At 67.3% G+C, this 26483-nt stretch carries 25 protein-coding genes; 10 read left to right on the top strand and 15 right to left on the bottom strand.

The window, feature by feature from the left end; translation table 11 throughout:
* Nucleotides 1-19: 19 nt before the first annotated feature.
* The gene (locus AC07SQ_RS09780; RefSeq protein WP_495272001.1) at nt 20-829 is read left to right on the top strand and encodes an enoyl-CoA hydratase-related protein; all 810 of its coding nucleotides are present in this window, start codon (nt 20-22) and stop codon (nt 827-829) included.
* On the top strand, nt 826-1857 hold the full coding sequence (locus tag AC07SQ_RS09775; RefSeq protein WP_495272002.1) for a phosphotransferase: 1032 nt from the start codon (nt 826-828) through the stop codon (nt 1855-1857). The genes AC07SQ_RS09780 and AC07SQ_RS09775 overlap by 4 nt, the downstream gene beginning before the upstream one ends.
* 34 nt (nt 1858-1891) lie before the next feature.
* Here AC07SQ_RS09775 and AC07SQ_RS09770 read toward each other — a convergent pair whose 3' ends face one another.
* Together AC07SQ_RS09770 and AC07SQ_RS09765 are read right to left on the bottom strand one after the other, a co-directional pair.
* Entirely contained in the window at nt 1892-2284 is a 393-nt protein-coding gene (locus AC07SQ_RS09770; RefSeq protein ID WP_495272003.1) for a VOC family protein, read from the bottom strand.
* A 21-nt stretch (nt 2285-2305) separates the two neighbouring features.
* A complete protein-coding gene (locus AC07SQ_RS09765) occupies nt 2306-2755 on the bottom strand; it encodes a helix-turn-helix domain-containing protein (protein WP_070062806.1) in 450 nt (149 codons plus the stop codon).
* 559 nt (nt 2756-3314) lie between these two features.
* On the opposite strand from AC07SQ_RS09765, the gene AC07SQ_RS09760 reads away from it, so the two are divergent.
* The 4 genes from AC07SQ_RS09760 (at nt 3315) to AC07SQ_RS09745 (ending at nt 10010) form a co-directional block, all read left to right on the top strand.
* Nucleotides 3315-7808 carry an RHS repeat-associated core domain-containing protein gene (locus AC07SQ_RS09760; protein WP_495272004.1) on the top strand — a complete coding sequence of 1498 codons (4494 nt, stop codon included), beginning with the start codon at nt 3315-3317 and terminating at the stop codon, nt 7806-7808.
* A 381-nt stretch (nt 7809-8189) separates the two neighbouring features.
* Complete coding sequence (locus AC07SQ_RS09755) at nt 8190-8537, top strand: hypothetical protein (RefSeq protein WP_495272005.1); 348 nt, start codon at nt 8190-8192, stop codon at nt 8535-8537.
* Between the two features lie 130 nt (nt 8538-8667).
* Complete coding sequence (locus tag AC07SQ_RS09750) at nt 8668-9147, top strand: hypothetical protein (protein WP_495272006.1); 480 nt, start codon at nt 8668-8670, stop codon at nt 9145-9147.
* Nucleotides 9148-9311: 164 nt separating this feature from the next.
* A complete protein-coding gene (locus tag AC07SQ_RS09745; RefSeq protein WP_495272007.1) occupies nt 9312-10010 on the top strand; it encodes an immunity protein TriTu family protein in 699 nt (232 codons plus the stop codon).
* Between the two features lie 60 nt (nt 10011-10070).
* Here the strand turns inward: AC07SQ_RS09745 and AC07SQ_RS09740 are convergent, their stop codons facing one another.
* The gene (locus AC07SQ_RS09740; RefSeq protein ID WP_495272008.1) at nt 10071-10394 is read right to left on the bottom strand and encodes a hypothetical protein; all 324 of its coding nucleotides are present in this window, start codon (nt 10392-10394) and stop codon (nt 10071-10073) included.
* A gap of 301 nt (nt 10395-10695) precedes the next feature.
* On the opposite strand from AC07SQ_RS09740, the gene AC07SQ_RS09735 reads away from it, so the two are divergent.
* Nucleotides 10696-11001, top strand: coding sequence for a hypothetical protein (locus AC07SQ_RS09735; protein WP_495272009.1), 306 nt, complete (start codon nt 10696-10698; stop codon nt 10999-11001).
* Between the two features lie 22 nt (nt 11002-11023).
* On the opposite strand, the gene AC07SQ_RS09730 is transcribed toward AC07SQ_RS09735, so the two are convergent.
* The 5 genes from AC07SQ_RS09730 to AC07SQ_RS09710 all read right to left on the bottom strand — a co-directional run bounded on the left by AC07SQ_RS09730 (nt 11024) and on the right by AC07SQ_RS09710 (nt 15810).
* On the bottom strand, nt 11024-11932 hold the full coding sequence (locus AC07SQ_RS09730; RefSeq protein ID WP_495272010.1) for an alpha/beta hydrolase family protein: 909 nt from the start codon (nt 11930-11932) through the stop codon (nt 11024-11026).
* A gap of 8 nt (nt 11933-11940) precedes the next feature.
* Nucleotides 11941-12921: a DMT family transporter gene (locus AC07SQ_RS09725; RefSeq protein WP_495272011.1), complete on the bottom strand. Its 981-nt coding sequence runs from the start codon at nt 12919-12921 to the stop codon at nt 11941-11943.
* Nucleotides 12922-12956: 35 nt separating this feature from the next.
* Entirely contained in the window at nt 12957-13775 is an 819-nt protein-coding gene (locus AC07SQ_RS09720) for a helix-turn-helix transcriptional regulator (RefSeq protein WP_495272012.1), read from the bottom strand.
* Between the two features lie 28 nt (nt 13776-13803).
* Complete coding sequence (locus AC07SQ_RS09715; RefSeq protein ID WP_354344656.1) at nt 13804-14169, bottom strand: hypothetical protein; 366 nt, start codon at nt 14167-14169, stop codon at nt 13804-13806.
* 87 nt (nt 14170-14256) lie between these two features.
* Nucleotides 14257-15810 carry a long-chain-fatty-acid--CoA ligase gene (locus AC07SQ_RS09710; protein WP_495272013.1) on the bottom strand — a complete coding sequence of 518 codons (1554 nt, stop codon included), beginning with the start codon at nt 15808-15810 and terminating at the stop codon, nt 14257-14259.
* A 201-nt stretch (nt 15811-16011) separates the two neighbouring features.
* Between AC07SQ_RS09710 and AC07SQ_RS09705 the strand changes: the two genes are divergently transcribed.
* The 3 genes from AC07SQ_RS09705 to AC07SQ_RS09695 are packed head-to-tail and all read left to right on the top strand — an operon-like array spanning nt 16012 to nt 20178.
* Nucleotides 16012-17004: a tripartite tricarboxylate transporter substrate binding protein gene (locus AC07SQ_RS09705; protein WP_159279359.1), complete on the top strand. Its 993-nt coding sequence runs from the start codon at nt 16012-16014 to the stop codon at nt 17002-17004.
* 23 nt (nt 17005-17027) lie between these two features.
* The gene (locus AC07SQ_RS09700; RefSeq protein WP_495272014.1) at nt 17028-19151 is read left to right on the top strand and encodes an acetate--CoA ligase family protein; all 2124 of its coding nucleotides are present in this window, start codon (nt 17028-17030) and stop codon (nt 19149-19151) included.
* A 40-nt stretch (nt 19152-19191) separates the two neighbouring features.
* Nucleotides 19192-20178 (top strand): Bug family tripartite tricarboxylate transporter substrate binding protein, encoded by a 987-nt coding sequence (locus AC07SQ_RS09695; RefSeq protein ID WP_139704328.1) that lies wholly within the window; start codon nt 19192-19194, stop codon nt 20176-20178.
* Nucleotides 20179-20181: 3 nt separating this feature from the next.
* Here the strand turns inward: AC07SQ_RS09695 and AC07SQ_RS09690 are convergent, their stop codons facing one another.
* The 7 genes from AC07SQ_RS09690 to AC07SQ_RS09660 all read right to left on the bottom strand — a co-directional run bounded on the left by AC07SQ_RS09690 (nt 20182) and on the right by AC07SQ_RS09660 (nt 26479).
* Nucleotides 20182-21393, bottom strand: a complete 1212-nt coding sequence (locus AC07SQ_RS09690; protein WP_495272015.1) for a CaiB/BaiF CoA transferase family protein — start codon at nt 21391-21393, stop codon at nt 20182-20184.
* Between the two features lie 3 nt (nt 21394-21396).
* On the bottom strand, nt 21397-22377 hold the full coding sequence (locus tag AC07SQ_RS09685; protein ID WP_489061742.1) for a Bug family tripartite tricarboxylate transporter substrate binding protein: 981 nt from the start codon (nt 22375-22377) through the stop codon (nt 21397-21399).
* Nucleotides 22378-22388: 11 nt separating this feature from the next.
* The gene (locus AC07SQ_RS09680; RefSeq protein ID WP_495272016.1) at nt 22389-23375 is read right to left on the bottom strand and encodes a Bug family tripartite tricarboxylate transporter substrate binding protein; all 987 of its coding nucleotides are present in this window, start codon (nt 23373-23375) and stop codon (nt 22389-22391) included.
* Between the two features lie 41 nt (nt 23376-23416).
* Nucleotides 23417-23866 carry a hotdog family protein gene (locus AC07SQ_RS09675; protein WP_489061738.1) on the bottom strand — a complete coding sequence of 150 codons (450 nt, stop codon included), beginning with the start codon at nt 23864-23866 and terminating at the stop codon, nt 23417-23419.
* A 193-nt stretch (nt 23867-24059) separates the two neighbouring features.
* Complete coding sequence (locus AC07SQ_RS09670; protein ID WP_159272863.1) at nt 24060-24590, bottom strand: hotdog family protein; 531 nt, start codon at nt 24588-24590, stop codon at nt 24060-24062.
* Nucleotides 24591-24605: 15 nt separating this feature from the next.
* Complete coding sequence (locus AC07SQ_RS09665; RefSeq protein ID WP_495272232.1) at nt 24606-25277, bottom strand: nitroreductase; 672 nt, start codon at nt 25275-25277, stop codon at nt 24606-24608.
* A 2-nt stretch (nt 25278-25279) separates the two neighbouring features.
* Nucleotides 25280-26479 carry a CaiB/BaiF CoA transferase family protein gene (locus AC07SQ_RS09660; protein WP_487849674.1) on the bottom strand — a complete coding sequence of 400 codons (1200 nt, stop codon included), beginning with the start codon at nt 26477-26479 and terminating at the stop codon, nt 25280-25282.
* Nucleotides 26480-26483 lie beyond the last annotated feature (4 nt).

Genomic DNA, 26483 nt, shown 5'->3' with positions numbered 1-26483 from the left:
CACCCTTCGGAGCCCACCCATGAGCCAGCCTGACGACCAGGACCCCCTTCTGTACGAGCGAGACGGCGACGTCGCCATCCTCAGCTTCAACATTCCCAAGCGACTCAACCCGCTCACCCAGCCGCTGCAGGAGGCCTTACGCCAGCGGCTCGCGCTGCTGCGCGACGAAGGCGAGGTGCGCGCCGTGGTGCTCACCGGCGTCGGCAAGTCGTTCTGCGTGGGCGCCGACCTGGGCAGCATGGACGCAACCGCGCCCGGCAGCCTGGGCCAGCGCACGGCCGATGCGATGGAGGCCATGTCGAACCGCCTCATCGAAGACCTGCGCAGCATGCCCTTCCCCGTGGTGAGCGCCATCAACGGCCCCGCCGCAGGCGCCGGCGTGGGCGTGGCGCTGGCCGCCGACGTCGTGCTGGTGGCGCGCTCCGCGTACTTCTACCTGCCCTTCATGCCGCGCCTGGGCATCGTGCCCGACCTGGGCACCACCTGGTTCCTCGAGCGGCTCGTGGGCCGCGCGCGTGCCGTCGGCATGTCGCTGCTCGGCGAGCGCCTGTCGGGCGAGCAGGCCGCGCAATGGGGCCTCGTGTGGGCCTGTGTGGACGACGCCGAACTGCGCGCCCAGGCGGTGGCTGTCGCGCAGCGGCTCGCGCGCCTGCCCGCGCATGCGGCGCACGAGATCCGCGCCGTGTACGAATCGGCCGCGAGCCAGTCGCTCGTCGGCCAGATGCGCCACGAGGCCGAGCGCCAGCGCGAGCTGATCGACCGGCCCGACTTCGCCGAAGGCGTGAAAGCCTTCCTGGAGAAACGCGAGCCCGTGTTCCGCCGGCCATGAGCGCAGCTGCAGACGCCACCCCAGCAGGCATCGAGTTCGACGCCGACCGCCTGCAGCGCCACCTGCGGCAGGCGCTGCCCGAGCTCGAAGGCCCGATGCGCCTGGCCCGCATCGGCGGCGGGCAGTCGAACCCCACCTTCTTCGTCGACTTCGACAACCGCGCGCTGGTGCTGCGCAAGCAGCCGCCCGGCGAGCTGCTGCCTTCGGCCCACGCGGTCGACCGCGAGTACCGCGTGCTGCGCGCACTGGCCGCCACCGACGTGCCCGTGCCGCGCACCGTGCTGTACTGCGACGACCGCGCTGTGGTGGGCACCCCCTTCTACGTCATGGAAAAGCTCGAAGGCCGCGTGCTGTCGAACTACGCGCTGCCCGGCATCGCGCCCGCCGAGCGCCGCGCCTACTACTTTGCGATGGCCGAAACCCTGGCGCGCCTGCACGCCGTCGACCTTGCCGCCGTTGGCCTCACCGACTACGGCCGCCCCGGCAACTTCTTCCAACGCCAGATCGCGCGCTGGACCCGGCAGTGGGAAGCCTCGCGCACCCGCGAAGACGCGAACATCGACCGCCTCATCGCCTGGCTGCCGGCCAACTTGCCACCGGGCGACCAGACCACCATTGCCCACGGCGACTTCCGTTTCGGCAACCTCATGTTCCACCCCACCGAGCCGCGCGTGATCGCCGTGCTCGACTGGGAGCTGTCCACCCTGGGCCACCCGCTGGCCGACGTGGCTTACAACTGCATGGCCTGGCACACCGGCGCCGACGAGTTCGAAGGCATGCAGGGCATCGACCTCGCGGCCGAAGGCATTCCCACGCAGGCCGAGTACGTCGCCCGCTATCAGCAGGCCGGCGGTTGCGCCGAGCCGGTGACGAACTTCCACCTGGCGTTCTCGCTGTTCCGCTTCGCCGTGATCCTCGAAGGCATCGCGGCGCGCGCCAAGAGCGGCAGCGCGGCGGCGGCAGATGCGGTGCAGGTGGGCGCGCAGGCCGCGGGGTTTGCGCGGCGGGCGGTGGCGTTGATCGACTAGCCGCCAGCGAACTGGCGAGCGGGCAGGGCGCCCGTCAGCCGCCGATGGGCGAGCACAGCTCGACCAGCGTGCCGTCGGGGCAACGCACGTACGAGACCACCTGCCCCCAGGGCTTGGTCACCGGTGCCGACAGCTGTGTGGCGCCGGCCGCGAGCGCGCGGCTGTGCGCGGCGGGCACATCGGGCGTCACGAGGCCCAGCTCCATGCCCAGCGGTTGCACGGATTCCGAGGCGGCGACATGCCCACCCGGAAAGTTGGAATCGCCGAGCGCGTGCGCGGCGAACGCCAGCGTCGTCTCGCCAGTTTCGAGTTCGCCATAAGTGCCTGACTCATGCAGGAAGCGCGTGGACAGGCCGAAGGCTTGCTCGAAGAACTTCAGCGATTGGGCGACGTTGGGAACGTAGACGATGGTGTAGCCGAGTTTCATGGTGGGCGGCGGGTGACTTGCCTACTGCGCTTCCAGCCGCTCTGCGATCTCGCGCGCCCCGAGTTCCCGCACCGTGGCCAGCCGCTCCAGCTGCGCCGCACGCGGGCGTGCCTTGCCTTGTTCCCAGTGATAGATCGTCTGGCCCGACACGCCGACCAGCTGCCCATAGATCGCCGCCGAAAGCCCGAGCTTGGCGCGGTGCGCGGCCAACCGGTTGGCGCTGAAGCGGCGCTTGGGGCCGCCTGCATCGGCGTCGTCACCCGCAGCACCGGCTGCGGCGGGCGCCTGGCGCGCGGAGCCCTTGGCGACCTTGCGCAATTCCTTTTCGAGCGCGCTCACCTGACGGCGCAAGTCGGCAATCGATGCGCGGTGCGCGACGGAGGCCTTCTTGAGGGTTTCGATCTCCGCTCGCACTTCCTTGCGAGCGACACGGGAGATTTCGGCTTTGAGGATGGAGGCGATGTTTGGCATGGGGGGATTGTGCTCAATTTGGGGACACAAATGCGAAGCCGCGTAGTTTGTGATTTCAGTCGCTTGCGGACAACAGGTGCTGAAGGCTTCGGCGTACTTTTAGTTTCAGGAGCTCGACGCTGAGGCGAGTGGCGTCAGTCCGTCGTTGTTTGCGTGCGGCCTTTCGGCTATCTTGAAACAACTTGTACGGATCGCACCGCGTACCGGTGCGCCTCACCTGAGGGGGTGATTGGCCGTGCAAAAAAATGATCACTGCGACCCGTGAAGAGCGGGCCGCAGATGGTCAGTCACGCAAACGAAAAAGCATGAGGGGGATGTGATGAGAAAAATTCGGGAAGGAGCAGGGAGATCGCCGGTCCTGCGCAGAGAGAGGAATTGCGTAGGACAGAATTTCCTCCTACGCCTCTTCGTGCTGGTGTTTGCTCGGGGTTGTGATGCAAATGCGGCAGTTTCGACCTGTTCAAGCGGCTCGAGTTGGGCTCCTCGTAAAGGCCAAGCACATGGGCCTGCTCGTCAGCGTCACGATCTGGGGGCTCATCTTCTCCGACTGATTACCGCAGTGCTGCTGCTGCTGTTGGTTGGTTCGGCGCATGCATTGGTGCCGTTAGTTACCCAGTACAGAGGTCAATTCGGTACGTCGAATGGCGGAGAGCATGTTTTTTCAGCGACGCCTGCCGGTGTGTGCGAACAGTTGCAGGCAACGAATACATCCGGGATCACGTTCACTCTCAGCCCAAGCCAAGGCTACTGTAGTCTTATCAGTGCAAAGGGCGAGTACTACGGCTCTGTGCTGGTTGGGCGAATCGTGAACTGTCCCGCGAACACCATTGCCGTGCCGGGCGGTTGTCAGTGCGGGCCACTTTTTCAGGAAGACCCTAGTCAAACCGCCTGCGTGAAGGCAGTTGCAGAGGCTCCTTCGTCGTCTTCTTCTGCTCCCATGTGCAAGAGGGGCGCCGTTGCTGGAGTGCAGACCGCCAATCCTATTCTTCCGGCCTCCGCTGAGAAATTTCGTTCGGAAGCCGACTTTGCGGACGATGGCCCTTCACCTCTCTCGTTCGTTCGGACGTATCGAAGTAACTGGGGGACCGACGCGGATCGCGCAGTGGGAACGCTTGGCAAGGCATGGACGCACAACCATGCCGTGACCCTGAAAGCCGTTCCTTCGAACAATCCAGTCGGAGTTTTCATCACTAGCGCGGAGGGCTACTTACAGACTTTCTCCAAGGTGGCAGACTCTTCCGATTGGGTCGCCACGAACAGTGCGGACATCCTTGCACAAGTCGGTAATGGAGAGTGGGTCTATCGCCGTGCAGACGACGATGCCGTGCTGACCTTCACAGCCGACGGCAGGAAGAAAACCGAAACACGGCGAAATGGCTGGACGACGATCTATACCTACAACAGCGAAGGTCAACTCGCGACCATCAGCAATCCTTTTGGCCGCACCCTGGCTTTGACTTACAACGGTGCGAACCAGTTGGTCGCCGTCACTACCCCCGACCTTCGCACGATTGGCTACATCTACGACGCTGCTGGTCGACTTTCAGTTGTCGCTTATCCGGACGGAAAGGCCCGTGTCTTTCTCTATGAGAACGCGGCGTTTCCGCATGCCCTGAGCGGACTCCTCGATGAAACTGGCGGGCGTTTTGCAACTTTCACATATGACGCTAGTGGTCGTGCTACTAGTAGTGAATTGGCGGGATCTGTTGATCGCTACCAAGTCATTTATTCAAGTTCCCACGCTGCCCTCATCACTGACCCTTTGGGAACGGGCCGCAGCTACAGCTATAGCACCACCAAGGGAAAGTTGGCCGTGGTGGTCGGAAACAGGCCTTCAGGCACAGGTGAATCTGATGCGCGGTCCCGGGTCCAGGACGTCAATGGCCTGATCACATCGGAAACCGACTTCAAAGGCGTAGCTACGACGACAACGTGGGATACCGTTCGGCGTCTGCCTCTCACTGTGGTGCAGGCGTCTGGAACACCTGAAGCCAAGACTGTCGCAACGCAATGGCATCCGCTGCTCTCGTTGCCCTCTCTCATCACCGAGGCGGGCCGCACCACCGCCTATACCTACGACACCCTTGGCAACACGCTTTCAAAAACCGTCACCGACACGACGACCAACAGCGCCCATCTCTGGCAGTGGACCTACAACGCCCAGCAACTGGTGGGGACAGCCACCGAACCCAACGGCGCAGTCACCAGCTACACCTACGACACCCGCGGCAACACTCTCACATCGACCAATGCGCTGAGCCACGTCACCACCTACACCTACGACAACGCCAACCGCGTAGCGAGCACCACCGCGCCCAACGGCCTCGCCACCACCTATACCTATGACCTGCGTGACCGCCTGCTGACCCAGACCGTCGGCGCGGGCCTTGCCGGTGCGCAGACCACCACGCTGACCTACAAACCCTTTGGCACCGTTGAATCGGTGACTTTGCCCAGCGGTCTCGTGCTTACCTACTCCTACGACGCCGCCCACCGCCTCACCGGCTGGAGCAATAACCGCGGCGAGAGCGGTAGCTACACGCTTGACGGCATGGGCAACCGCACGGCCGAGCAGGTCAAGGACAGCGCCGGCAACGTGGCCTGGAGCGTGGCGCGCACTATCAATGACATCAACCGCCTCTCGGGCAAGACTGAGGGTGCCAACCAGACCAGCACCTTCAGCTACGACGCCAACGGCGAGTTGACCAGTTCGACCCGCGGCCTGAGCAAGAACCCGGGGTACGGTTTGGACAGCCTGCGCCGCGTCAAGACCATCACCGACGCAGCCAACGCCACAGCCACCCTCAAATACAACGCTCTCGACGCCATCACCGAAACCAAGGACTTCAAAGGCGTGGTTACCGGTTACACCCGCGACGCCCAGGGCAACGCCACGGCCGAGACCAGCGCCGACACGGGCGGCGCCAGCACCCAGTACGACAGCCTGGGCTTGCCCAGCCAGATCACCGACGCCATGGGGCAGGCCACGACGATCGCCCGCGACGCATTGGGTCGTCCGACCAGCCTCGTCTTTGCTGACGGCAAGACGACCACGCTGCGCTACGACCTCACGGCCAACAGCAAGGGCTACCTCTCGGAAGTCATCGACCGCAGCGGCACCACCGAGTACACCCGAGACGCCTTCGGGCGCGTCACGCTCAAGAAGCAGACCCTCGCAACCGGCGCGAGCACGGGCAGCGTGCAACAGGTGAGCTACGGCTACAACGCCAACGGCACGCTGGCCAGCATCGGCTACCCCAACGGCGCCACGCTCACTCACCTGTACGACCCGACTGGCCGCCTCGTCGGCCTGAATTGGAACGGGAGCCCGCTCGTCACCGGCATCGCATGGAGTCCGCTCGGCCAGCCCACCGCGTGGCAGTGGGCGTTTGTCGCCGCACCGCCCGCCTCCTTGGCCGCCAGCCGCGTGTACGACACTGCGGGGCGGCTCACGGCCACCGAGTTCAGCAGCTATGCGTATGACCCTGCGGGTCGCATTAGCAGCCTCACGCAGAACCTGTACCGCCCCGGCGACACCGATCCGACGCACACCACTCTCGCGAACGAAAATGTCACTTGGTACGTCGGCTACAGCCCGGTCGGTCGCATCATCAGATTCAATACCACTGGGTACAACACCGCCACCTTTGACTACGACGCCAATGGCAACCGAAGCAGCAGTACCCGAGCCGTCAGTGGTCAGAGCACCGCGCGCACCCACACCGTGGGCGCCGCAAGCAACCGCCTGACGGGCTTCACCCAGAGCATCAACGGCGCTAGCAACACCAGCGTCACCTACGGCTACAACGCCAACGGCGACCTCGTGACCGACGGCCTGCGCAGCTATGCCTACGACGCCGAGGGCCGGCTGGCCGCCGCCACCACCGGCGCCACCGACATCAGCCCGACCACGCGCTATGCGCACAACGCGCTAGGCCAGCGCGTGTTCAAGACCGAGCCGCTGTACCCGCCGAGCCAGGGCGACGAGGCCGACCCGGGCTTCATGCAAAGCCTGATCGCGTTCTTCACCCGGTTGTGGAGCCCCGCAACGAACCAGGCCGAGCAGCAGGGCTACACGTACGTCTACGACGAGCAGGGCACGCTGATCGCCGAAGTGGGCAGCGGCGGCACCAACAGCGGCGGGCAGGCGCAGTACATCTACCTGCCGACGGCCAACGGCCCGATGCCGATCGCGGCGGTGATCAACGGTGCGACCTACGCGGTGCACAGCGACCACCTGAACACGCCGCGCAAGCTCACCGATGTGAGCGGGCAAGCGGCCTGGCAGTGGGGCTACAGCGCGTTCGGGGAAGACAAGCCGACGACGGCGAGGAACCGGTTTGCCGACACGGACGTGACGCCGAATCCGGGCACCACGGGCGTGTCGGAGGTGAAGTTCAACCTGCGGTATCCGGGGCAGTATGCGGATGAGGAGTCGGGGTTGTTCTTCAACGGTTATCGCTCGTACTGTCCAAGTTGTGGACGCTACACACAGCCTGATCCGATCGGGCTAGACGGGGGCTGGAACCGATTCGGTTACGTGAAAAGCAATCCGCTCAAGTACATCGACCCCGATGGCCTGCAAGTTGCTGCACCTACCCCTTTAGGGCCGGTACCTTTACCGATTCCTTTGCCTGGTCGGAGCTCTTCGCCTAAGGGTGGTACTGACCTTGACGGGATCCCGATCAGTCCACCTGGTTTTTCGCTGCCGAGACCTCGACAAATATCGCCCCTCGACTTCACTGTGCCTGGGCTGATTCACGACCTGTGCAAGGGAATCAGCGATCGAATGTTCGCGAGATTGCCGAGCAAGGGCACGCGAGAACTCTCAGATCAACAGGCGACGGATGATCGAGGAAGGTTGAGGTGTCAGTATTGTGGACAGCAAATGAGGCCCGATCACGGGCATGACAACTCAAGGGAATATGATCATGAAGAGGCTTGGTCCAATGGCGGAGGCTCCGAGATCGACAACATTCTCAGTGCATGTCGCAAGTGCAATCGCCAAAAGGGTACGCGGCTATTTCCTGATGAGTGGACCCCCAATCACTGAATGAAACCAGCATGATCCCCGGAAACTTGAAATCGTACGTTTGCATTCACGTCTTCGAGAAGAAGGAGCCAGTACGCCTAGTAGCTCGCCCTGAGGGAGACTGGTGCTTTGTTTGCGGAGGAGAGCACGAAGAGAGCGCTTCTGCTTATCGAGTTGTAGGCATCGGACACGTGCTTGAAGATGACCCTAGCCTTCGTTCTGAAATGGATTTGGAGCCTGGTTGGGAATCTGAGCGAAAAGAACCAGGATCACCCTGGATCAGGACACGAAGCGTCACAACGGGCTCATGACGAATGCCTGGAGGCGATGGATGGATGGTGATGGTCAATTTTCCATGCCGAGCCTTGTTCATCACTGGCTGAGAATTCCAAGAACTGCCCCATGACGCGCTCTTCGATCTCGAAAGCCGATGCTGAATCGTTCAACTTCAATGTCGCTCATGTCGCGACTTTTCCATCGAATCTTTCGACTCTTGGCAAGAGGTTCAACTTCAACGTTGAGAATGAAATCGATGACCTTCAAGAGTACGACGTTGCATATTTGAAATTGGATGACGGGTTTCGCTTCTACCTTTGCAATTACAAGAGCCTTCCCGAGAACACCGTAGATCTGTTCTTTTGCTCGCAGCTAAATGACTGGGAGCATCGGCTGGAGCAGGTGTCGACTGCCCTTGGCATCACTTCATCCGAACTTCTTTGGAAAAACGCTGGATACATGAAGTCCCCGTGACTTGTAGTCGTACCGACCCAACGCCCAGTGGACGGCGTCCAGCGCAGGTGTCGTAACTCTTCATTCGACCAACCAGTATTTCTCAAGGTCGTGGTGACGATCATTGGTGTCGTCAGGATGCTGGCGGCACTTGGTCCAACAAGCAGGGAAGCTGGCCCGCAAAGTCACTTGGCGATTCTCCGGTTCCACCATCAATCTATCCAACACAATGTGGACTTGTATGTTTGCCAAACTAGCAGTGATCTCGCTCGCGCTGATGTCTTTCAGCGCCGCAGCTCAGGATGCGCCCGTGCGTGTTGGTAGCCTCAAGGAGGCAGGCACTTGGATCGACAAGATCTATTCCTCGCATGTAGAGAGGCGCTACAGCGTCAAACTTCCAACTGGGCGGAATGCGGATATCTATGCTCTCTATGCCCCGAGGGGTTCGGGCATAGGTCAACTTGACGGCTGGTTCTACTCCTGTGCCAGTGGTGGCGCCGTGTGTGACTTGATCGCGATGGCGAATCTAGGGACATCGAGAGAAATCAAAGAAGACCCCGTGGTCACGTATGAGCATCCCTATCTGGTCGTCAAGTCTGGCAGCAACATCTTGCTCAGGGTGAAGCAGTAGAAGTATTGGAGTCAGGCTCCATTCCACTTCAGTTGAAGGTGACGGCTCCCTGAGCGCCGAAGCGGGCAGTGGCAAAGAACAGTGATGAACCGGCATCGGACAGAGGTCTTCTCCGAGGAGCGAGTCCGAGTGCTCCAATTGGAAGAATGATGCTGAGAAGATTCGTGGACTGGGCCCAAACGGTTCAGACAGACCGAGCCCGGGGGGCAAAGAACATCGACACGCGACTGACCGAAAGCGAGCCTTCAGCCAATCCCTCGGCACGCCTGGATGTTGATGTACCGACAGCGATAGGTCGGATCACCGTCTGGGAAAGTGGTGACTACGAGATTGAATCTATCGATCTCGAAACCGAACGGTCGCTCTACGCTGATCGTGGGACCCTGCAACGGGACGATGAGATGTCGAAGAAGTTCTCCTCGTTCTTCGCGTCGTTGGGAGTCATCGTGAGCCGCGAGAGGTTGCACGCCCGTGGAGCCCTCATTGAGGCCCTGTGGCTTCGTCTTCACACCACACTGTCCACGCTCGCGGAGAAGATTGCGATGAGCGATTCATCCGTGATTCGCGATGTGGGGCGTACCAGCAATGGAGCGTTCTTGCTCAGGGCGTACCTGGCCTTCCGGCGGAGTGTTGATGGCGAAGAGCTCGCGATCACGGTGGATATCCGGGGCGACGACAAGCAGATGGCGATTGAATCTGACGTGTGCAAAGAAGACGGTACGGTGTTGGTGATAGGGCCTCTTACGAAGATTCAGTGGACTGAGAGTGTTCAGCCAGCGCTAGACGACTGGATGCGTGAGTTCGAGCAGTTCCTGTCAAAGAGCGAGGCAGAAATCGCCGCCGCCGTTTCGCGATTGAGTTGATCTGCTGGCATACCGCAGCACTGACATTCGCGCGCGCGGTCGAGGTGGAACGCGAGGCGTTCATTGCACACCGCCTTCACCAAGAGCTGCACGCAGTGATTGAGTCGTGGCATCGGCCGCTTCGATCCGTCGCAACAGCTCCTCATTCACCAGCCGCACCAATGCCCCCAATTCAGTCCGCGTCGGAAAGACTTCCTCCGTCTCCCCCACACGCTGCGGAACGATGAGCTTCTCGATGCACGCGTAGGCGCGTCGCACCGCATGAAGGCTGTCGACGTCATCGCACGCCTGCAGCGCGAGCGATTCGGCACTGGCGGTTTCTTCAGAAGATGCAGGAAGCGAAGACGCGTGCGCGCACGCGCGGGGAGATGCAGATGCAGCCATGAATGGCCTCCAAGGGTTTCGGTTTGCTGAAACCGACGCACCCGAGTCCAAGCGGGGGCGGCGGCTCGACGGGTTGGACTACCGGGAAACCACTTGCGTGAAACCGGCCGGGCTCGCGCCCGCCCATCGAGCCGCCTAAACAGGAAGCGCGAACGACAAAGCCGCAGACCCTGCGGGGTGGCTGCGGCTTTACGTCGCAGTGATTTCAACGGGAGTCCAAGCCCGATCACGCCCGGTGTTGACGTGACCGGCGCAGTATAGCCATGGTCGTCGCTGTTAGGGCGAAGGTGGATTCGCGGACTTGCCGACCTATCATCCGGCCCTGCTGGGCCTCAACCCGCAGCGCACGGCATCGTCATCTTTCATCCGCAGAGCAGACATGAAAAACGAGAAATGGGAAACGACCATCCTGAGCGACACGGCGCACGAGCACCTCGTCGCGGAGCTGAGTTTCGATGGCCAGTTCCTGTTGCTGCTCGACCGCGAGGAAGGCCGGGAGCACCTCTGCGTTGCGTTCCCCGGGAAGGACGGAAGCCTGGGTTCACGCATTCCTCTTCCTGACTTCATCGCGCAGTTGAACGCCGCGGCAGCCGATCTGCGCCGTTAGCGCACCGAGGCGCCGCACCACCTCACGGTGCCGCCAGATACGCCTCCACCGTCTTCCCCCACAGCCCCTGCTGCCCGAGCAACCCGTGCCCGCTCGCGCCGCCCTCCAGCGTGAAGCTCTCGAAGCGCCCCTTGCCGCCCGCCTCGCGAAAGGCTTCGAAGTTCTTGCGGCTGTGCGACATCGCGTAGAACGGGTCGTTCTCGCCGTAGAGCCACAGCGTGGGCTTGGCAAAGGCCGCGCCGCGGCGGAAGGTGGCGGGGTTGATGGCGTCGGCGGCGTTGCCGGGGCACTTGTCGCCCATCCAGCCGCCGACGAAGTTGATGACGCCCTGGAACATGTCGGGGTGCAGGCCCGCATACGCAACAGCGAGGATGCCGCCGCGCGAGTGGCCTGCGATTTCCATGCGGCGGGTGTCGACGTCGGGGTCGCGCCGCAGCCACGCGACGGCGGCGTCGAGGTCGGCCACGGCGCGGTCGAAGCCGGCCAGGGCGATGGCGGGTTCGCAGCTGTAGTGCTCGCGCTTGGCGGTGAAGCCTTCGTCGTACAGGCCGTTCGATTGGCCGCGTCCGCGCCGCTGCGGATAGGCGATGAGCCAGCCGCGCTGCGTGAACCAGCGGGCGGTTCGCTCGGGGGCCCAGGTCTGCTTGAACAAGGCCGGGTCGTTGCCGATGCCGGTGGAGCCGTGGTTGAACACGACGGTGGGGAACGGGCCGGCGCCGTCGGGCTTGTAGATGACCATCTCAAGCGTGACGGGCGCGCCGTTCTCGACGAAGGGTGTGGGCACGCGCACGACGCTGCGTTGCAGCGGCGGTTGCTGCTGTACTTGCGGCTGCTGCTGCGGCTCCGGCCGCTGCGCCCAGCCCGCGTCACAGAAGGCGAAGAGCGACGCGAACGAGGCGGCCACGAGCGCGGCGGTGCGAAGGCGATTCATCTTTTGCTTCATGGGCGAGTGCTTTCGGAAGTGGGCAAGGACGCCGCCGCATTCTGCCCCGGGGCCTGTCGTTGGCTGTCGCGTGGCGCTGGCACCGACCACCGCAGCGCGCCGCTCGCGAGCACGACGCCGGGCACCACGAACGACAGCGCCAGCAGCGCGGGGCGCGTGACGGGCTCGTTCATCCACCATGCCGCGCCGAGCGTGGTGAGCACAGGCACCAGCGCGGACGACAGCGCGGCGCGTGCGGCGCCCAGCCGCGTGATCGCGACGCCGTAGACCACCAGCCCCAGCAGGCCGGCGACCACGCCCTGGCCTGCGGCCTGCATCGCGATGTCGGTCCATGGCGCGGCGAACAGTCGCGGCGGGCCGGCGAGCCAGAGCAGCGGCAACAGCAGCAGGGTCGACGCGCCGTTGACGAAGGCCGCACCCTGCCACGCGCTCAGGCCGCAGCGGCCGAAGGCCAGGGAGTAGACGGTCCACAGCAAGGCCGCCAGCAGAAAGAGCAGGTCGCCGCGCCAGTGCTGCTGGCGCAGGCCCTCGCCGAAGCTGCCCGCCGCGAACACGGCCATGCCGACGGCGATGCCGGCCAGCCCGAGCAGGCGCAGGCCGTGCACGCGCTCGCCCCGGTAGACCCACGCGCCCAGCGCGGTGAAGAGCGGCAGGCTGCCGGCCATGAAGATGCCCATGTGGCTGGCGGGCGCCCACTGCGCGCCGGCCAGCACCAGCAGGCCGAAGGGCAGGCCGCTGCCGACGACGAGCAGCACGAGCGCGCCGCGCGACGCACCCGGCGGCACGAGCCTGCCGCGCAGCCACAGCGGGCTGAGCAGCAGCGCGGGAATGCCGTAGCGCAGCAGCGCGAGGTCCATCGGCCCGAGCGCGGTGGCGGTCACGCCGTGGCGCGACAGCAGCTGCCAGGCGCTGCCGATGAGGGCGGCGGCCAGCGCGGCGAGCGCGCCGGTCCAGAGGGTGCGAGGCGATGTCGTCATCGGGCCAGTCTGTGGCCCGGCCGGCGCGAAAGCTATCAGATTCGTGCGCCTGCGCTGGCCGGCCCGAGCACGCGGCGGGCCTCGCCGAGCGTGACGCCGACGCCGCGCCGGAACACGGCGCCCAGGTGGCTCTGGCTGCAGTAGCCCAGGTCGTGCGCGAGGCCGGCCAGGTCGCGCTCGCCGTCGGCCAGCCGCTCCATCGCCGAGGCCAGCCGCAGGTGCTGGCGGTACTGGTGCGGGCTCAGGCCGGTCTGCTGGCGAAAGCGCCGCGCCAGGTGAAAGGGCGAGCGCGACACGGCCTCGGCCAGTTCGTCCAGCGAGAGAGCAGGCCGCGCACCCGGGCCGCTGCCCTCGGACAGCAGCAACTGCCGCGCACGCGCGACGGCGCCGTGCCAGGGCGCCTGGTGCGGCGCGCTGCCCAGCTCGGCGACGAGCGCGGCCACCAGGGTCGCGGCCCGTGCGCTGTCGGTGTCCGGCAGCTGGCGCCGCGCCGCGTGCATGCGGTACAGCGCCTGCGGGGTCAGCAGGCAGACGCTCACGCCCGCCGCGCTTTCACCGTGGGCCGGGCTCACCGACGCCTGGCCGCTGACCACGAGGCTGTGCCGCACGGTCGCGGTCTCGGGCCGCAGCCGGTAGGCGGTGGCGTCGCCGAAGCGGATGGCGGTGAGCGCGTCGGTCAGCCAGGTGTGCTCGCCCGAGCGCACGTCGAGTCGCGTGCGCCCGATGGGGAAGACCACGCGCGGCGAGGCCACGGTGTACAGATCGCTCCATGCCGGCCCCTGCGGCGCGTGCAGGCGCACATGCGCCACCTCGAACCCGCGTCCGGCATAGAGAAGGGTGCGGTCTTGCGGCATGCGAGGCGTGAACGCACGACAGGGTGGGTCAGCCCAGCGCGGTCCAGTTGCAGCGCAGCTCATACTGCGTGCCGCGGTAGCTGAGCGTGCCGGTCGCGCCGGCCACGCGCAGCGCCACGGCCACCTGCGGACGGTCCAGGCCGGTGCCGCGCGCGCGCATGAACTGGCGGCGATGGTCGACAAAGCGCTGCTGCAGGCTGAAGCGCTCGGTCTCGTCGGCACCGGAGGCGGTGTTCGCCACGATCAGCTCGGTCAGCTGGCCGGTCGAGAGACTGAACTGGATCTCGACCGCATACGGCCGGCCGTCGCACTGCAGGCTGCCGTTCGCAAAGGCGGGCGACAGGCCAAGGAGCAGAAAGCAGGGCAGGGCGAGAGCGAGGAGGCGGCGGTGCATGTCGCAGTGGGTGCAGGTGGCGGCCCGCCACCATACCCCAAGCAGGTGAAACACACCCGTACACACCCAGACACACCCGCCGGCGCGTCAACCCACCTTGCGCGCGCGCCCTTCCCAGTGCGGCTCGCGCAGCTTGTACTTGAGCATCTTCCCCGCCGGCGACAGCGGAATCTCTTCGCGGAACTCCACGCTGCGCGGGCACTTGTAGCCGGCGATCAGCGTCTTGCAGTGCGCCACCAGCGCCTCGGCGCTCAGGGCCTCGCCGGCGCGCAGCACGACCACGGCATGCACGCGCTCGCCCCACTGCTCGTCGGGCACGCCGACCACGGCGCACATCGACACCTGCGGCAGCTGGGTGATGGCGTTCTCGACCTCGGCCGAGTAGATGTTCTCGCCGCCACTCACGATCATGTCCTTGAGCCGGTCGACCACGTAGACGAAACCGTCGGCGTCCATCACGCCGCCGTCGCCGGTGTGCATCCAGCCATCGCGGAGCACCTCGGCGGTCTGCTCGGGCTTGTTCCAGTAGCCGGCCATCACCATCGGCCCGCGCGCGGCGATCTCGCCGACGGTGCCGTTCGGCACGGGCTGGCCGTCGGCATCGACGATGCGCACTTCGGCGATGGGCACGGGCCGCCCGGCCGAGCGGCGGCGCGCGGCCGGCTGGTCGGGGTGGTGGCACCAGGTGGGCAGCACGGTGACCACGGGCGACAGCTCGGTCATGCCGTAGAGCTGGCAGAAGCCCGCGCGCGGCAGCTTGTCGATGGCCTGCAGCAGCAGCGCGTCGTCGATGGGCGCGGCGCCGTACAGCACCAGCTGCAGCGGCGTGGTGTCGAACTCGCCGAAGCGCGGGTGCTCGATGAGCCGCTTGAGCATGGTGGGCACCATGAAGGTCTCGCTGGCGCGCTCGTTCTGGATCGCCTCGAGCACCTTCACTTCGTCGAAGGCCGGAATGATGACCTGCGTGCACAGCCGCATCATCAGCTGCAGCGTGAGGCCGGTGCCGCCCACGTGGAACATGGGCGCCATGTTCAGGCCCACGGCCTCGGCGGGGCGTGTGGCGGCCATGTTGGCCGAGAGCTGGCCGGTGTAGAGGTTGCCGTGCGTGAGCATCACGCCCTTGGGCAGGCCGGTGGTGCCGCCGGTGTACATCACGGCGGCCAGGTCGGCGCCGCCGCGCCGCGCGTCGGGCACGGGTTGCGCCCGCGCCATGAGGGCTTCGGCGTCGGCCATGCCGTCGGGCGCGGGGCCGTCGCCGAAGTGCACCAGCGTCTTCAGCGAGCGCGAGAGTTCGCGCTGCTGCTGCGCCACGGCGCCGAAGTGCGCGTCGGACAGCAGGATGCGCGTGTCGCAGTCGTCCAGCGAGTACGCGACCTCGCGCGCGCTCCAGCGGATGTTGACGGGGTTGATCACGCCGCCCGCCCACCAGGTGGCGTAGAGGTACTCCACGTAGCGGTCGGAGTTCAGCGCCAGCAGGCCCACGCGGTCGCCGGGTTGCAGGCCCAGCGACTGCAGCACGGCCGCCAGCCGCGCCACGCGGTCGACGAACTGGGCGAAGGTGCTGCGGCGCTCGCCGCACACGAGGGCGGTGGCGCCGGGGCGTTCCTGCAGGGCCTTGTGCAGGGGCTGGGTGAGGTCCATGGACTGCGGTCTCCGTCGGTCGATGCGTTGTTGTGCACCGAGTATGGAAGGGACGCGCTACGCCGGCATCGTCGGAAGCGACGGGATCGAAAGCGCCGTGGCGGCCAAAGTCGTCCGAAGCGACGGTGACCGGCCAAGGGCTGCGCGCGACCATCGCCGAAGAACGAACGATTCGACTGTTCGACCGACCGGAGACAAGCCATGCATTCCTTCCCGACCGACCCGGCGCGCCGCCGCCTGATCCACGGCGCCGCGCTCGCCGCCGCGGGCACCGCGCTGCCCTTCCTGGCGCGCGCCCAGGGCCTGTTCGGCAAGCAGCCGATCACGCTGCTGGTGCCGTACCCCGCGGGTGGCGCCACCGATGTGCAGGCGCGCGCGCTGGCGCTGGCGGCCTCGCGCGAGCTGAAGCAGCAGATCGTGATCCTCAACCAGCCCGGCGTGGCCGCCACGCTGGCGCCGACCACCATGGCGCGCAAGGCCGCGCCCGACGGCTACACGCTGTCGCTCATGCTGAGTTCGCTGTACCGGCTGCCGCACCTGCAGAAGGTGAGCTACGACCCGGCCACCGACTTCACCTACGTGGCCAACGTGACGGCCGCCACGCTGGGCATCACGGTGCGCCAGGAGGCCCCGTGGAAAGACCTGAACGCGCTGCTGGCCGCGGCCAAGGCCAAGCCGGGCGAGGTGTCGTACGGCACCACCGGGCGCGGCGGCACTTCGCACGTGTCGATGGAGCGGCTGGCCGCGCTGGCCGGCGTGAAGTTCAACTTCATTCCCTTCAAGGGCGCGGCCGAGCTGTACAACGCGCTCATGGGCGGCCATGTGGACGCGGTCTCCGAGGCCGGCTTCGGCGCCGCCGTGGCGGGCGGTCGCGTGCGCCTGCTGGCCACCTTCAACGAAGCGCGCTCGCCTACGCGGCTGAACGTGCCGACCGTGAAGGAACTCGGCTACGACGTGGTGGCCAACGGCTCGTGGGGCATCGCCGGCCCGCGCGGCATGGACCCGAAGGTGGTGCAGGCGCTGCAGGAGGCCTTCCGCAAGGCGGTGGACGACCCCGAGTTCCTGCGCACGCTCGACCTCAACGACTACGTCAGGTTCTACATGGACAGCCCCGCCTACACGGCCTGGGCGCACAAGACCTATGCCGACGAGAAGCGCTTCGTGAGCGACCTGCGCATCAAGCTCGACGACTGAACCCGACCTTTCTTCCTGCCGCCATGACTTCTTCTTCCTCCTCTTCTCTTCACTGCTTCCTCCACCCCAAGGCCATCGCCTTCGTCGGCGCCACCGAGCGCTCGGTGTGGTCCAACGCGGCGCTCGCCAGCCTGCGCACGCTGGGCTACGCGGGCCAGCTCTACCCAGTCAACCGGCGCGGCGGAAGCTTCCATGGCATGGCGGCGGCCACCTCGGCCGAGGCCATCGGCGAGCCGGTCGACACGGCGCTGCTCATGGTGCCGGCCGACGCGCTCGACGACGCGCTGGCCGACCTGCAGCGCGCGGGCATCGGCAACGCGGTGTTGCTGAGCTCGGGTTTTGCCGAAGCCGGCGAGGAAGGCCGCGAGCGCCAGCGCCAGCTCACGGCCAAGGCGCGATCGCGCGGCCTGCGCATCCTCGGGCCCAACTGCCTGGGCTTCGTCAACTTCGTCGACCGCTCGGCCGTGTGGACCGCCTCGCTGCGCGAGCCGCTGCCGGCGGGCACGCTGGGCATCGTGTCGCAAAGCGGCGCGCTGGCGGGGCAGCTGTCGTTCATGGCGCAGGTGCACGGCATCGGCCTGAGCCGCATGGTGTCGACCGGCAACGAGTCGGACATCGACATCGCCGAGGTCATCGACTACCTGGTGGACGACGAGCACACGCGTTCCATCGCCGTGTTCGCCGAGACCGTGCGCGACCCGCAGCGCTTTGCCGCCGCGGCCGAGCGCGCGCTGGCCGTGGCCAAGCCCATCGTGGTGCTGAAGATGGGCAGCAGCGAGATCACGGCGCAGGCCGCGCAGGCCCACACCGGCTCGCTGGTGGGCGACGACCGCGTGTTCGACGCCATGTGCCAGCGCCTGGGCCTGATGCGCGTGCGTTCCATCGAAGACCTGGTGTTCACCGCCGCCTTCGCCAGCATGACCGGGCCCTTCGCGGCCGGCGGGCTGGCGGCGGTGTCGATGTCGGGCGGCATGTGCGAGATCTTTGCCGAGCGCGCCGAAGAAGAAGGCCTGGCGCTCACGCCGCTCGCGCCCGCCACCGAGGCCGCGCTGCGCGAGGTGCTGCCGGGCTACGGCACGCCGCAGAACCCGCTGGACGTGACCGGCGCCGCCATGCTGCAGCCCGAGCTGTTCGGCAACGCGCTCGAAGCGCTGGTGCGCGACCCCGCGCTGGGCGCCGCCATCGTGGTGGCCGACGTGCCCAACGCACCGGCCAACGACACGCCGCTCAACCGCGCCGTGCTCGCGCAGGTGGCGCGCGGACTGTCGGCCAGCCCGGTGCCCGCCGTCGTCTGCAGCCACTACGTGATGCAGGTGAGCGAGCGGTCGCGTGAGCTCATCGCCGAAACCGGCATCCGCCACATCGCCTGCGGCATCCACCACGCGATGAGCGCGGCGGGCGCGGTGCGTCGCTGGTCCGAAACGCTGCGCCGGCGTCAGGGCGCACAAGGCATGGCCGCTGCGGTATCGGCCGCTCCACCCGCGCCGCCTCTGCGTTCGGAGCGCGAGACGCTCGACTGGCTCTCGCAGCGCGGCGTGCCGGTGGTGCCCGTGCGGCTGTCGCGCAGCGCCGACGAGGCCGCGCGCTTCGCGCAGGAGGTTGGCGGCCCGGTCGTGCTGAAGATCGCCTCGGCGCAGATCGCGCACAAGACCGAGGTCGGCGGCGTGGCGCTGAACCTGCAGGGCGCCGACGCGGTGCGCGCCGCCTGGCAGGCGATGGATGCGCGCGTGCGCGCCGCGCGGCCCGAGGCCGAGATCGACGGCATCCTCGTCGCGCCGATGCGGCAAGGCGGGCTCGAGCTCTTCGTCGGCACCGTGCGCGATCCGCAGTGGGGCCCGGCGCTGGCCGTGGGGCTCGGCGGCATCTGGGTCGAGGCCCTGCGCGACACCAGCCTGCGCCTGCTGCCCGTGACGCCCGCCGAGGTGAAGGACATGCTGGCCGAACTGCGCGGTGCGCGCCTGCTCGACGGCTGGCGCGGCGCGCCCGCGGCCGACCGCGACGCCATCGCCGAAGCCGTGGCCGCCATCGGCAACGCGGCGCTCGCGCTCGGCCCCGACCTGGTCTCGCTCGAAGTCAACCCGCTGCGGGTGGACGGCCCCACGGTCGAGGCGCTCGATGCGCTGGCCGTGTGGGGCGCGGCGGGCTGAACCACTTTCATCGTCAAGAAAACCAACAGGAGACCTCTTCATGCTGCAACGACGTCGATTCGCGCAATGGGGCGCGAGCGGACTGCTGGCCCCCGCGCTCGGTGCGCTGCCGAAGGCGCAGGCGGCCGATGCCTATCCGACCCAGCCGATCAAGGTGATCGTGTCGTCGGCCGCCGGCGGGCTGGTCGACGGCATCGCGCGCACCATCGGCGAACGCATCGCCAAGCCGCTGGGCCAGCCGGTGCTGATCGACCCCAAGCCGGGTGCCAACGGCGCCATTGCCGCGTCCTTCGTGGCCAAGGCGCCGGCCGACGGCCACACGCTGCTGTTCGCCGTCAACTCCTTCGTGCTCGCGCCGCTGCTGATGGCCAAGCCCGGCTACGACGTGTTCAAGGACTTCGCGCCCGTGTCGCTGTCGAACTACGGCCTGCTCGTGTTCGCGGTGGGCGAGGGCGTGCCGGCCAAGAGCATGCGCGAGTTCGTCGCCATGGCCAAGGCGCAGCCGGGCAAGCTGAGCTTCGGCTCGGCGGGGCAGGGCTCGTCGGGCCACCTCTACGGCGAGAAGCTCATGCGCGACGAGGGCCTGCAGATGACGCACGTGCCCTACAAGGGCGGCGCGCCGCTGATGATCGACATCCTCGGCGGCCAGGTGCAGGGCGGCTTCGTCACCATGGGCGAGGCGCTGCCGCACGCGAAGTCGGGCCGCGCGAAATTGCTGGGCGTGTTCGGCACGCGCCGCATGCCGCTCGCGCCGCAGATTCCCACCTTCACCGAGCAGGGTTTCAAGGGCTACGAGCACGGCGGCTTCTGGGGCTTCTTCGCGCCCACCGGCACGCCGCAGCCGGCCATCGACAAGCTCGCCGGCGCCGTGCGCCAGGCCGTGGCGCAGCCTGATCTGCAGGAACGGATGATCGGTTTGGGGCTGGAGCCTTCGGGTGAAGGGCCGGGTGAGTTGATGGCGGCGGTGCGGCGCGAGAACCTGCTGTGGTCGCGGCTGATCAAGGACATGAATCTGAAGCTCGAATAGACCTCAGGCCCGTGCCACCACGCCGGCGGTCACCAGCGCATCGACCGCCGCGCGTTCGAACCCGAACTCCCCCAGCACTTCGTCCGTGTGCTCGCCCAGCGACGGCGCGAGCCGTTGCACACCGCCCGGCGTGGCCGACAGTGTGAACGGCACGCCGGGAAAACGCAGCGTGCCTTCGGTCGGGTGCTCGGCGTCGTGCCACAGGCCGCTGGCTTTCAGCTGCGGATCGTCGGGCAACTGCTGCAGCGTCTGGATCGGCATCGCCGGAATGTCGGCAAGGCGGAACGCTGCCACCCATTCGGCCGTGGTGCGCGCGCCGGTGGCGCGTTCGAGTTCGCCGAACACCACGGTGTGGTTGCGCACGCGTGCGGCCAGCGTGGCAAAGCGTTCGTCCTCGCGCAGCTCGGGCCGGCCCACCACTTCGAAGAAGCGCAGCCACTGCGCGTCGGTGTAGGGCACCAGCGCGATGTAGCCGTCGGCCGTGCGAAAGGGCTTGCGCACGCCGGATCGGATGGAGCCGTACACCATGTCGTCGATGGGTGGCTGGAAGGTGTGGCCCCACAGGTGCTCCACCATGTTGAAGGCGGTCATGGTCTCGAACATCGGCACGTCGACCGCCTGCCCCTGGCCGCTGCGTTCGCGGTGGAACAGCGCGGTGACGATGGCGTAGGCGGCATACAGCGCGGTGGTCTTGTCGGCGACGAGCGCGGGCATGTAGCGCGGCTCGCCGGTGTAGATCGATTGCAGCTGCGCCAGGCCCGAGGCGGCCTGGATGATGTCGTCGAAGGCCGGCAGGCCCGCGTACGGCCCTTCGTCCGAGAAGCCCTTGACGTGCGCGCTCACCAGCCGCGGGTTGAGCGCATGCAGCCGCGCCGCGTCGATGCCGATGCGTGCCGCTGCGTCGGTGCGCACCGAATGCACGAGCACGTCGCTGCCGCGCACCAGCGTGTCGAGCACCTCGCGCGCGGCGGGTTGCTTCAGGTCGAGCACGAGGCTGCGCTTGTTCCGGTTGCACGACAGGTACAGCGACGACATGCCCTTGTGGCGCGCGGGCCCGACCGAGCGGGCCAGGTCGCCCTGCGGCGCCTCGACCTTGATGACGTCGGCGCCCATGTCGGCCAGCATCTGGCTGGCCAGCGGGCCGAGCACCACGGACGACAGGTCGAGCACCTTGACGCCTTCGAGGGCGCCACGAAAAAGTGGAGGGGGCGTCATCGGTCAGTCCTCCAGGCGGATGCCGGTCTTGTCGATCACGCGCTTCCAGGTGTCGGCGTCCTGGCGCAGCACCACGGCGAACTCGGCGGCCGTGCTGCCCACGGGCTCGATGTTCATGTCGCGCATCTTCTTTTGCACCTCGGGCTTGGCGATGATGGCGGCCACGGCCTTCGACATCTTGTCCACGCGCGGCTGCGGCGTGCCGGCCGGCAGGAACAGCGCGATCCACGCATAGGGCTCGAAGCCCGCGTAACCCGCCTGCTGGAAGGTCGGCACCTGCGGCAGCGTGGCCGAGCGCTGCGTGCCCAGCGCCGCCAGCGCGCGCAGCTTGCCGCTTTGCAGGTAGGGCAGGGCGGTGCCGGTGTCGAGCACGGCCACGCGGATGTGGCCGCCCAGCAGGTCGGTCACCATGGGTGCGGCACCCTTGTAGGGCACGTGGGGCATGTCGACGCCGGCCTCTTTCTTGAACAGCTCGCCATAGATGTGCGAGGTGGTTGCGACGCCGGTCGAGCCGTAGGAGTACTTGCCGGGCTCGGCCTTGAGCAGCGTGACGAGTTCGGCCAGCGTCTTGGCGGGCACGTCGGGCGTCACGACCAGGGCCGAGGTCGAGATGCCGATCTGCGACACGGCCGCGAAGTCTTTCACCGCGTCGTACGAGAGCTTGCGCTGCAGCGCGGGCATCTGCACGTGGGTGGTGATGGTGAAGAGGGCGGTGTGGCCGTCCTTCGGGGCGCGTGCGACGGCGGCGGCGCCGATGGTGCCGCTGGCACCCACGCGGTTGTCGACGACGACGGGCTTGCCCCAGGCGGTGCCGAGTTCTTGCGCGACCAGCCGCGCGATGTTGTCGGTGATGCCGCCGGCGGGGAAGGGCACGACGAGCGTGACGGGTTGCGAGGGGTAGTCGGCCGGGGGCTGTTGCGCGGCGGCGGGCAGCGTGAGCAAGGCGGCCAGTGCGAAGCCGAGCGTGGAGGAAAGACGTGTCATGGCGTGTGGTCTCAATCGAGCTTGATGTTCTTGGCCTGGATCACCTGCTTCCACCGCGCATGGTCCGCGCGCATGGTGGCGGTGAGCTGCGCGGGCGTGCTGCCGACCGGGATCACGCCCAGGCCTTCGATGCGCGCGGCCTGTTCGGGGCTTTGCACTACCTGGGCCACTTCGGTCGACAGGCGCTGCGCGATGGGCTGCGGCGTGCCGGCGGGCAGGTAGATGCCGAACCAGCCGACCGACTCCATGCCGGCGAAGCCCTGTTCCTCGAAGGTGGGCACGCCGGCCGCGAGCGGGGCGCGTGCGGTGCCGACCACGGCGATCGACTTCGCCTTGCCGGCCGCGACGTGCGGGCCCACGCCCTTGGCCGAGACGAACACGGCATCGACGGTGCCGCCGAGCAGGTCGGTGATGGCCGGCGCCTCGCCCTTGTAGGGCACGTGCAGCAACTGGATGCCCGCGGCGTCCTGCAGCACCTCGGCGTACAGGTGCGCGCTCGATCCGTTGCCGTAGGAGCCGTACGAGTACTTGCCGGGCGCGGCGCGCGCGAGCTTGACGAAGCCGTCGAGGGTGTCGACGCCGAGCTTGTTGCTGACGGTGAAGACGATGGGCAGGCGGCCCGCTTCCGACACGGGCACGAAGTCCTTGAACGGGTCGAAGCCGGCGTTGGGGTACAGCAGCGGGTTCTGGATGATGGAGGTGAGCGAGAACAGCACGGTGTAGCCGTCGGCCGGTGCGCGCTGCACTGCGGTGATGCCGATCTGCCCGTTGCCGCCGGGGCGGTTGTCGACGATGACGCTCTGGCCGAGCCGCTTGCCCAGGCCCTCGGCGACGATGCGCGCGAACACGTCGGTGCCGCCGCCGGCGGCGTAGGGCACGATCATGCGGATGGGTTTGTCGGGCCAGGTGGTCGTTGGCTGTTGCGCGAAGGCGCTGCCTGTGGCCAGGGCGGCGGCCAGCGCGAGGGCGTGGCGGCGGGTGAATCTGTTGCTGTGCATGTCTGTCTTGTCTCCGTTGGTTTTTCTGTGTGGGTGCGATGTCAGGGCGGCAGGCTCACGACGGCCAGGCCGGGGCCGACCGACACGCCGTGGCGGTTCTCGCTCCACAGGCGCAGGTCGAGGCGGTGGCGGTGCGCGGCATCGGCGCTGTCGTCGATCCACTTGCGTTCGACCTGGCCGCGCACGGTGACGGTGTCGCCCGCGGTGTTGAACGACTTCATGCGAAAGCCGCGGATGGCATGCAGCACGCCGGCCGTGCCGATGTACTCGCGAATCGCGCGCTCCCACATGCCCTGCAGCAGCATCACGTTGGCGTACATCTCGGGGGCACCGGTCGATTGGGCGTGCTCGGTGTTGTGGTGGATGGCGTTGAAGTCGCGGTTGGCGCCGGCGGCCATCACGAGGCGGTAGACGGTGAGGGGGAAGGGTACGGGGTTCAAGGTGTCGCCCTCGTTGACTTCTTCCCAGCGGCGTTGTGTTTGCCAGTTCATCTTGTTGCTCTGCTTGTGAGGCGTTGTGAGTCGGTTCAGGGCGCGTGCACAGGACATCGGGTACTCCCCTCCGCGAATGTCCCCCGGGGCTTCGCCCCTCCTCCTTGATTTCGCTGCGGGGAGCACCCAATGCCCTGCGCACGGGACGCAGCGCGCCGGTGCGGGAGGCCGCACGGCATCAGGTGTCTGTTCGCTAGTGCGGCAGGTAGTGGTACATGCCGAAGCGGCAGCGGGCCACGATCTCTTCGCGCTGGTTCACGATGTCGTACTCCCACGTCGTGAAGGCGCCCTTTCCCACCTTGGTTGCCTTGGGTTCGCAGCGCACGAGCCGGTTGCCGCGCCGGCCCAGGCGGTCGCCCAGGCGCGCGGGTTGCAGGTAGTCGACCTCGTAGTCGGTCGCCATGTAGGCGGTGGTGGGGGGCATGCCCTCGGGGCGCGTGCCCTTGAGCGGGCTGCGCTCGGGTTCGGCGTTGCGCGCGTCGCTGGTGAACACGGGCGGCTGGCCCGGGGCCCACATCGGCGGCAGCGTGAGGCTCGCGAGGCTGGTCGATGGCGCCACTGCATCTGGGCCTTGATGCAGCGGGCAGTCGAACTCCAGCACCTCCACATAGCGGCGCACCGCGCCGGCCTCGATCACGTCGGCGCCCCAGCGGATCACGCCGTTCGCAAAGTCTTCGCCCACGCGCGCCACCATCGGCGCCCAGGCGCTTTCCCAATCGTCCATGTGCAACTGCTTTCTTCAGATGCCGATGAACTCGGCCACGTCGGCGAGCGGCGCGCGCTCGGTCTCCAGGGCGTCGATGGGCTTGTCGCGGTTGGCGTAGCCGATGGCCATGCCGGTGAAGAGCATGCGTTCGGGCGGCAGGTCGATGAAGCGGCCGATGGTCTGCGGGTAGATGGCCCAGCACTCCTGCGGGCAGCTGTCCAGGCCCTCGGCGCGCAGCAGCAGCATCACGTTCTGCAACATCATCCCCAGGTCGGACCACTGCGGCGGGCCCATGCGGCGGTCGACGGTGCAGAAGAGCGCGAGCGGTGCGCCGAAGAACTGGAAGTTGCGCGCAAACCATTTCAAACGCGCGGCCTTGTCCTCGCGCGGAATGCCCAGGCGCGCGTACATCGCCTCGCCCACGGCAAAGCGGCGGTCGCGGTAGGGGGCGACCAGCTCGCGCGGGTAGATGTCGTACTCGCTGCCTTCGCCGCCGGGCGTTTCCTGCACGCGGGTGCGCATGAGGGCCTTGAGTTCGTCCAGGCGCTCGCCGCCCACCACGTGCAGGTGCCACGGTTGCAGGTTGCCGCCCGAGGGTGCGCGCAGCGCGGCCTGCAGCACGCGGCGGATCGTGTCGGCGGGCACGGGGCGGTCGAGAAATTCGCGCACCGAGCGGCGGCTTGCGACGGCGTCGTAGACAGTCATGGTCATGCGGCGTTCTTTCGTTCGTTCATGAGGGTCACGCCCAGCTCGCGTGCGACTTCGGCGCTGTGCTGGCCGGGTGTCGCGGCGTGCGACAGGTCGGCGTAGGCATAGCCCGAGAAGCGCACCGGCGGGCGCACTTCAAGATACGCGCCTTCGGTCGGGTGCGTGCGCTGTCGGAAAAGGCCGGCGGCCTGCAGCTGCGGGTCGTCGGGCAGGTCGGCGATGTCGTTCACGCGCATCGCGGGCACGTTGGCCTTCTTCAGGATGTCGAGCCATTCGGCCGTGGTGCGCTCGGGCAGGATCGCGGCAGCGGCCTCGTACATGCGGCTCATGTGCTTGCGGCGCAGCGCCTTGTCGGCCAGCTCGGGCGCCTCGAGCACCTCGGGGTGGCCGGCGGCCTCGAAGAAGCGCAGCCAGCGGTCGTCCAGGTAGGGCGCAATGGCGATGTAGCCGTCGCGCGTGCGCATGGGCTGGCGCATGGGGTCGATCTGGCGCGGGTACAGCGCGGGGCCGGTGGGCGGCACGAAGGTCTTGTCGCACAGGTGCTCCACGAGGTTGAAGCTGGCGAGCGACTCGAACATCGGCACCTCCACCTGCTGGCCTTCGCCGGTGCGCAGACGGTGCACCACGGCGGCGAGCACGGCGTACGCCGCGTGCAGGCCCGAGACCTTGTCGGCCATGGTCATCGGCACGTAGCGTGGCTGCGGGTTGCCGTCGACCTTGGGCGGCAGCGAGGCGATGCCCGAGGCGGCCTGGATGATGTCGTCGTAGGCCTGCAGCGCGGCATACGGCCCGCGCTGGTCGAAGCCGGTGCAGTGCACGTAGACGATGTCGGGGCGGATGGCCCGCACGTCGTCGTACGACAGGCCCGCGCGCGCGATGGCGTCGCTGCGCACGTTGTGGATGAAGATGTCGCTGGTCTCGATGAGGCGGCGCATTGCGGCGCGGCCGTCCTCGCTCTTCAGGTCCCAGACGACGGAGCGCTTGCCGCGGTTCAGCCGCAGGTGCACGGGGCTCATCAGCGGCGTGACGGGCGGCGTGCCGATGATGCGGATGCTGTCGCCCTCGGGCGGCTCGACCTTGACCACCTCGGCGCCGAGGTCCGCAAGGATCTGCGTGCAGTAGGGGCCGAAGATCACCGTGGTGAGGTCGACGATGCGCAGGCCTTCGAGCATGCGGGGGGCGGTGGATGGTGTGGTCATGGGT

Source organism: Variovorax sp. GW821-FHT06D12 (assembly GCF_059419205.1).
This window is presented reverse-complemented; position numbering and strand designations above follow the sequence as displayed.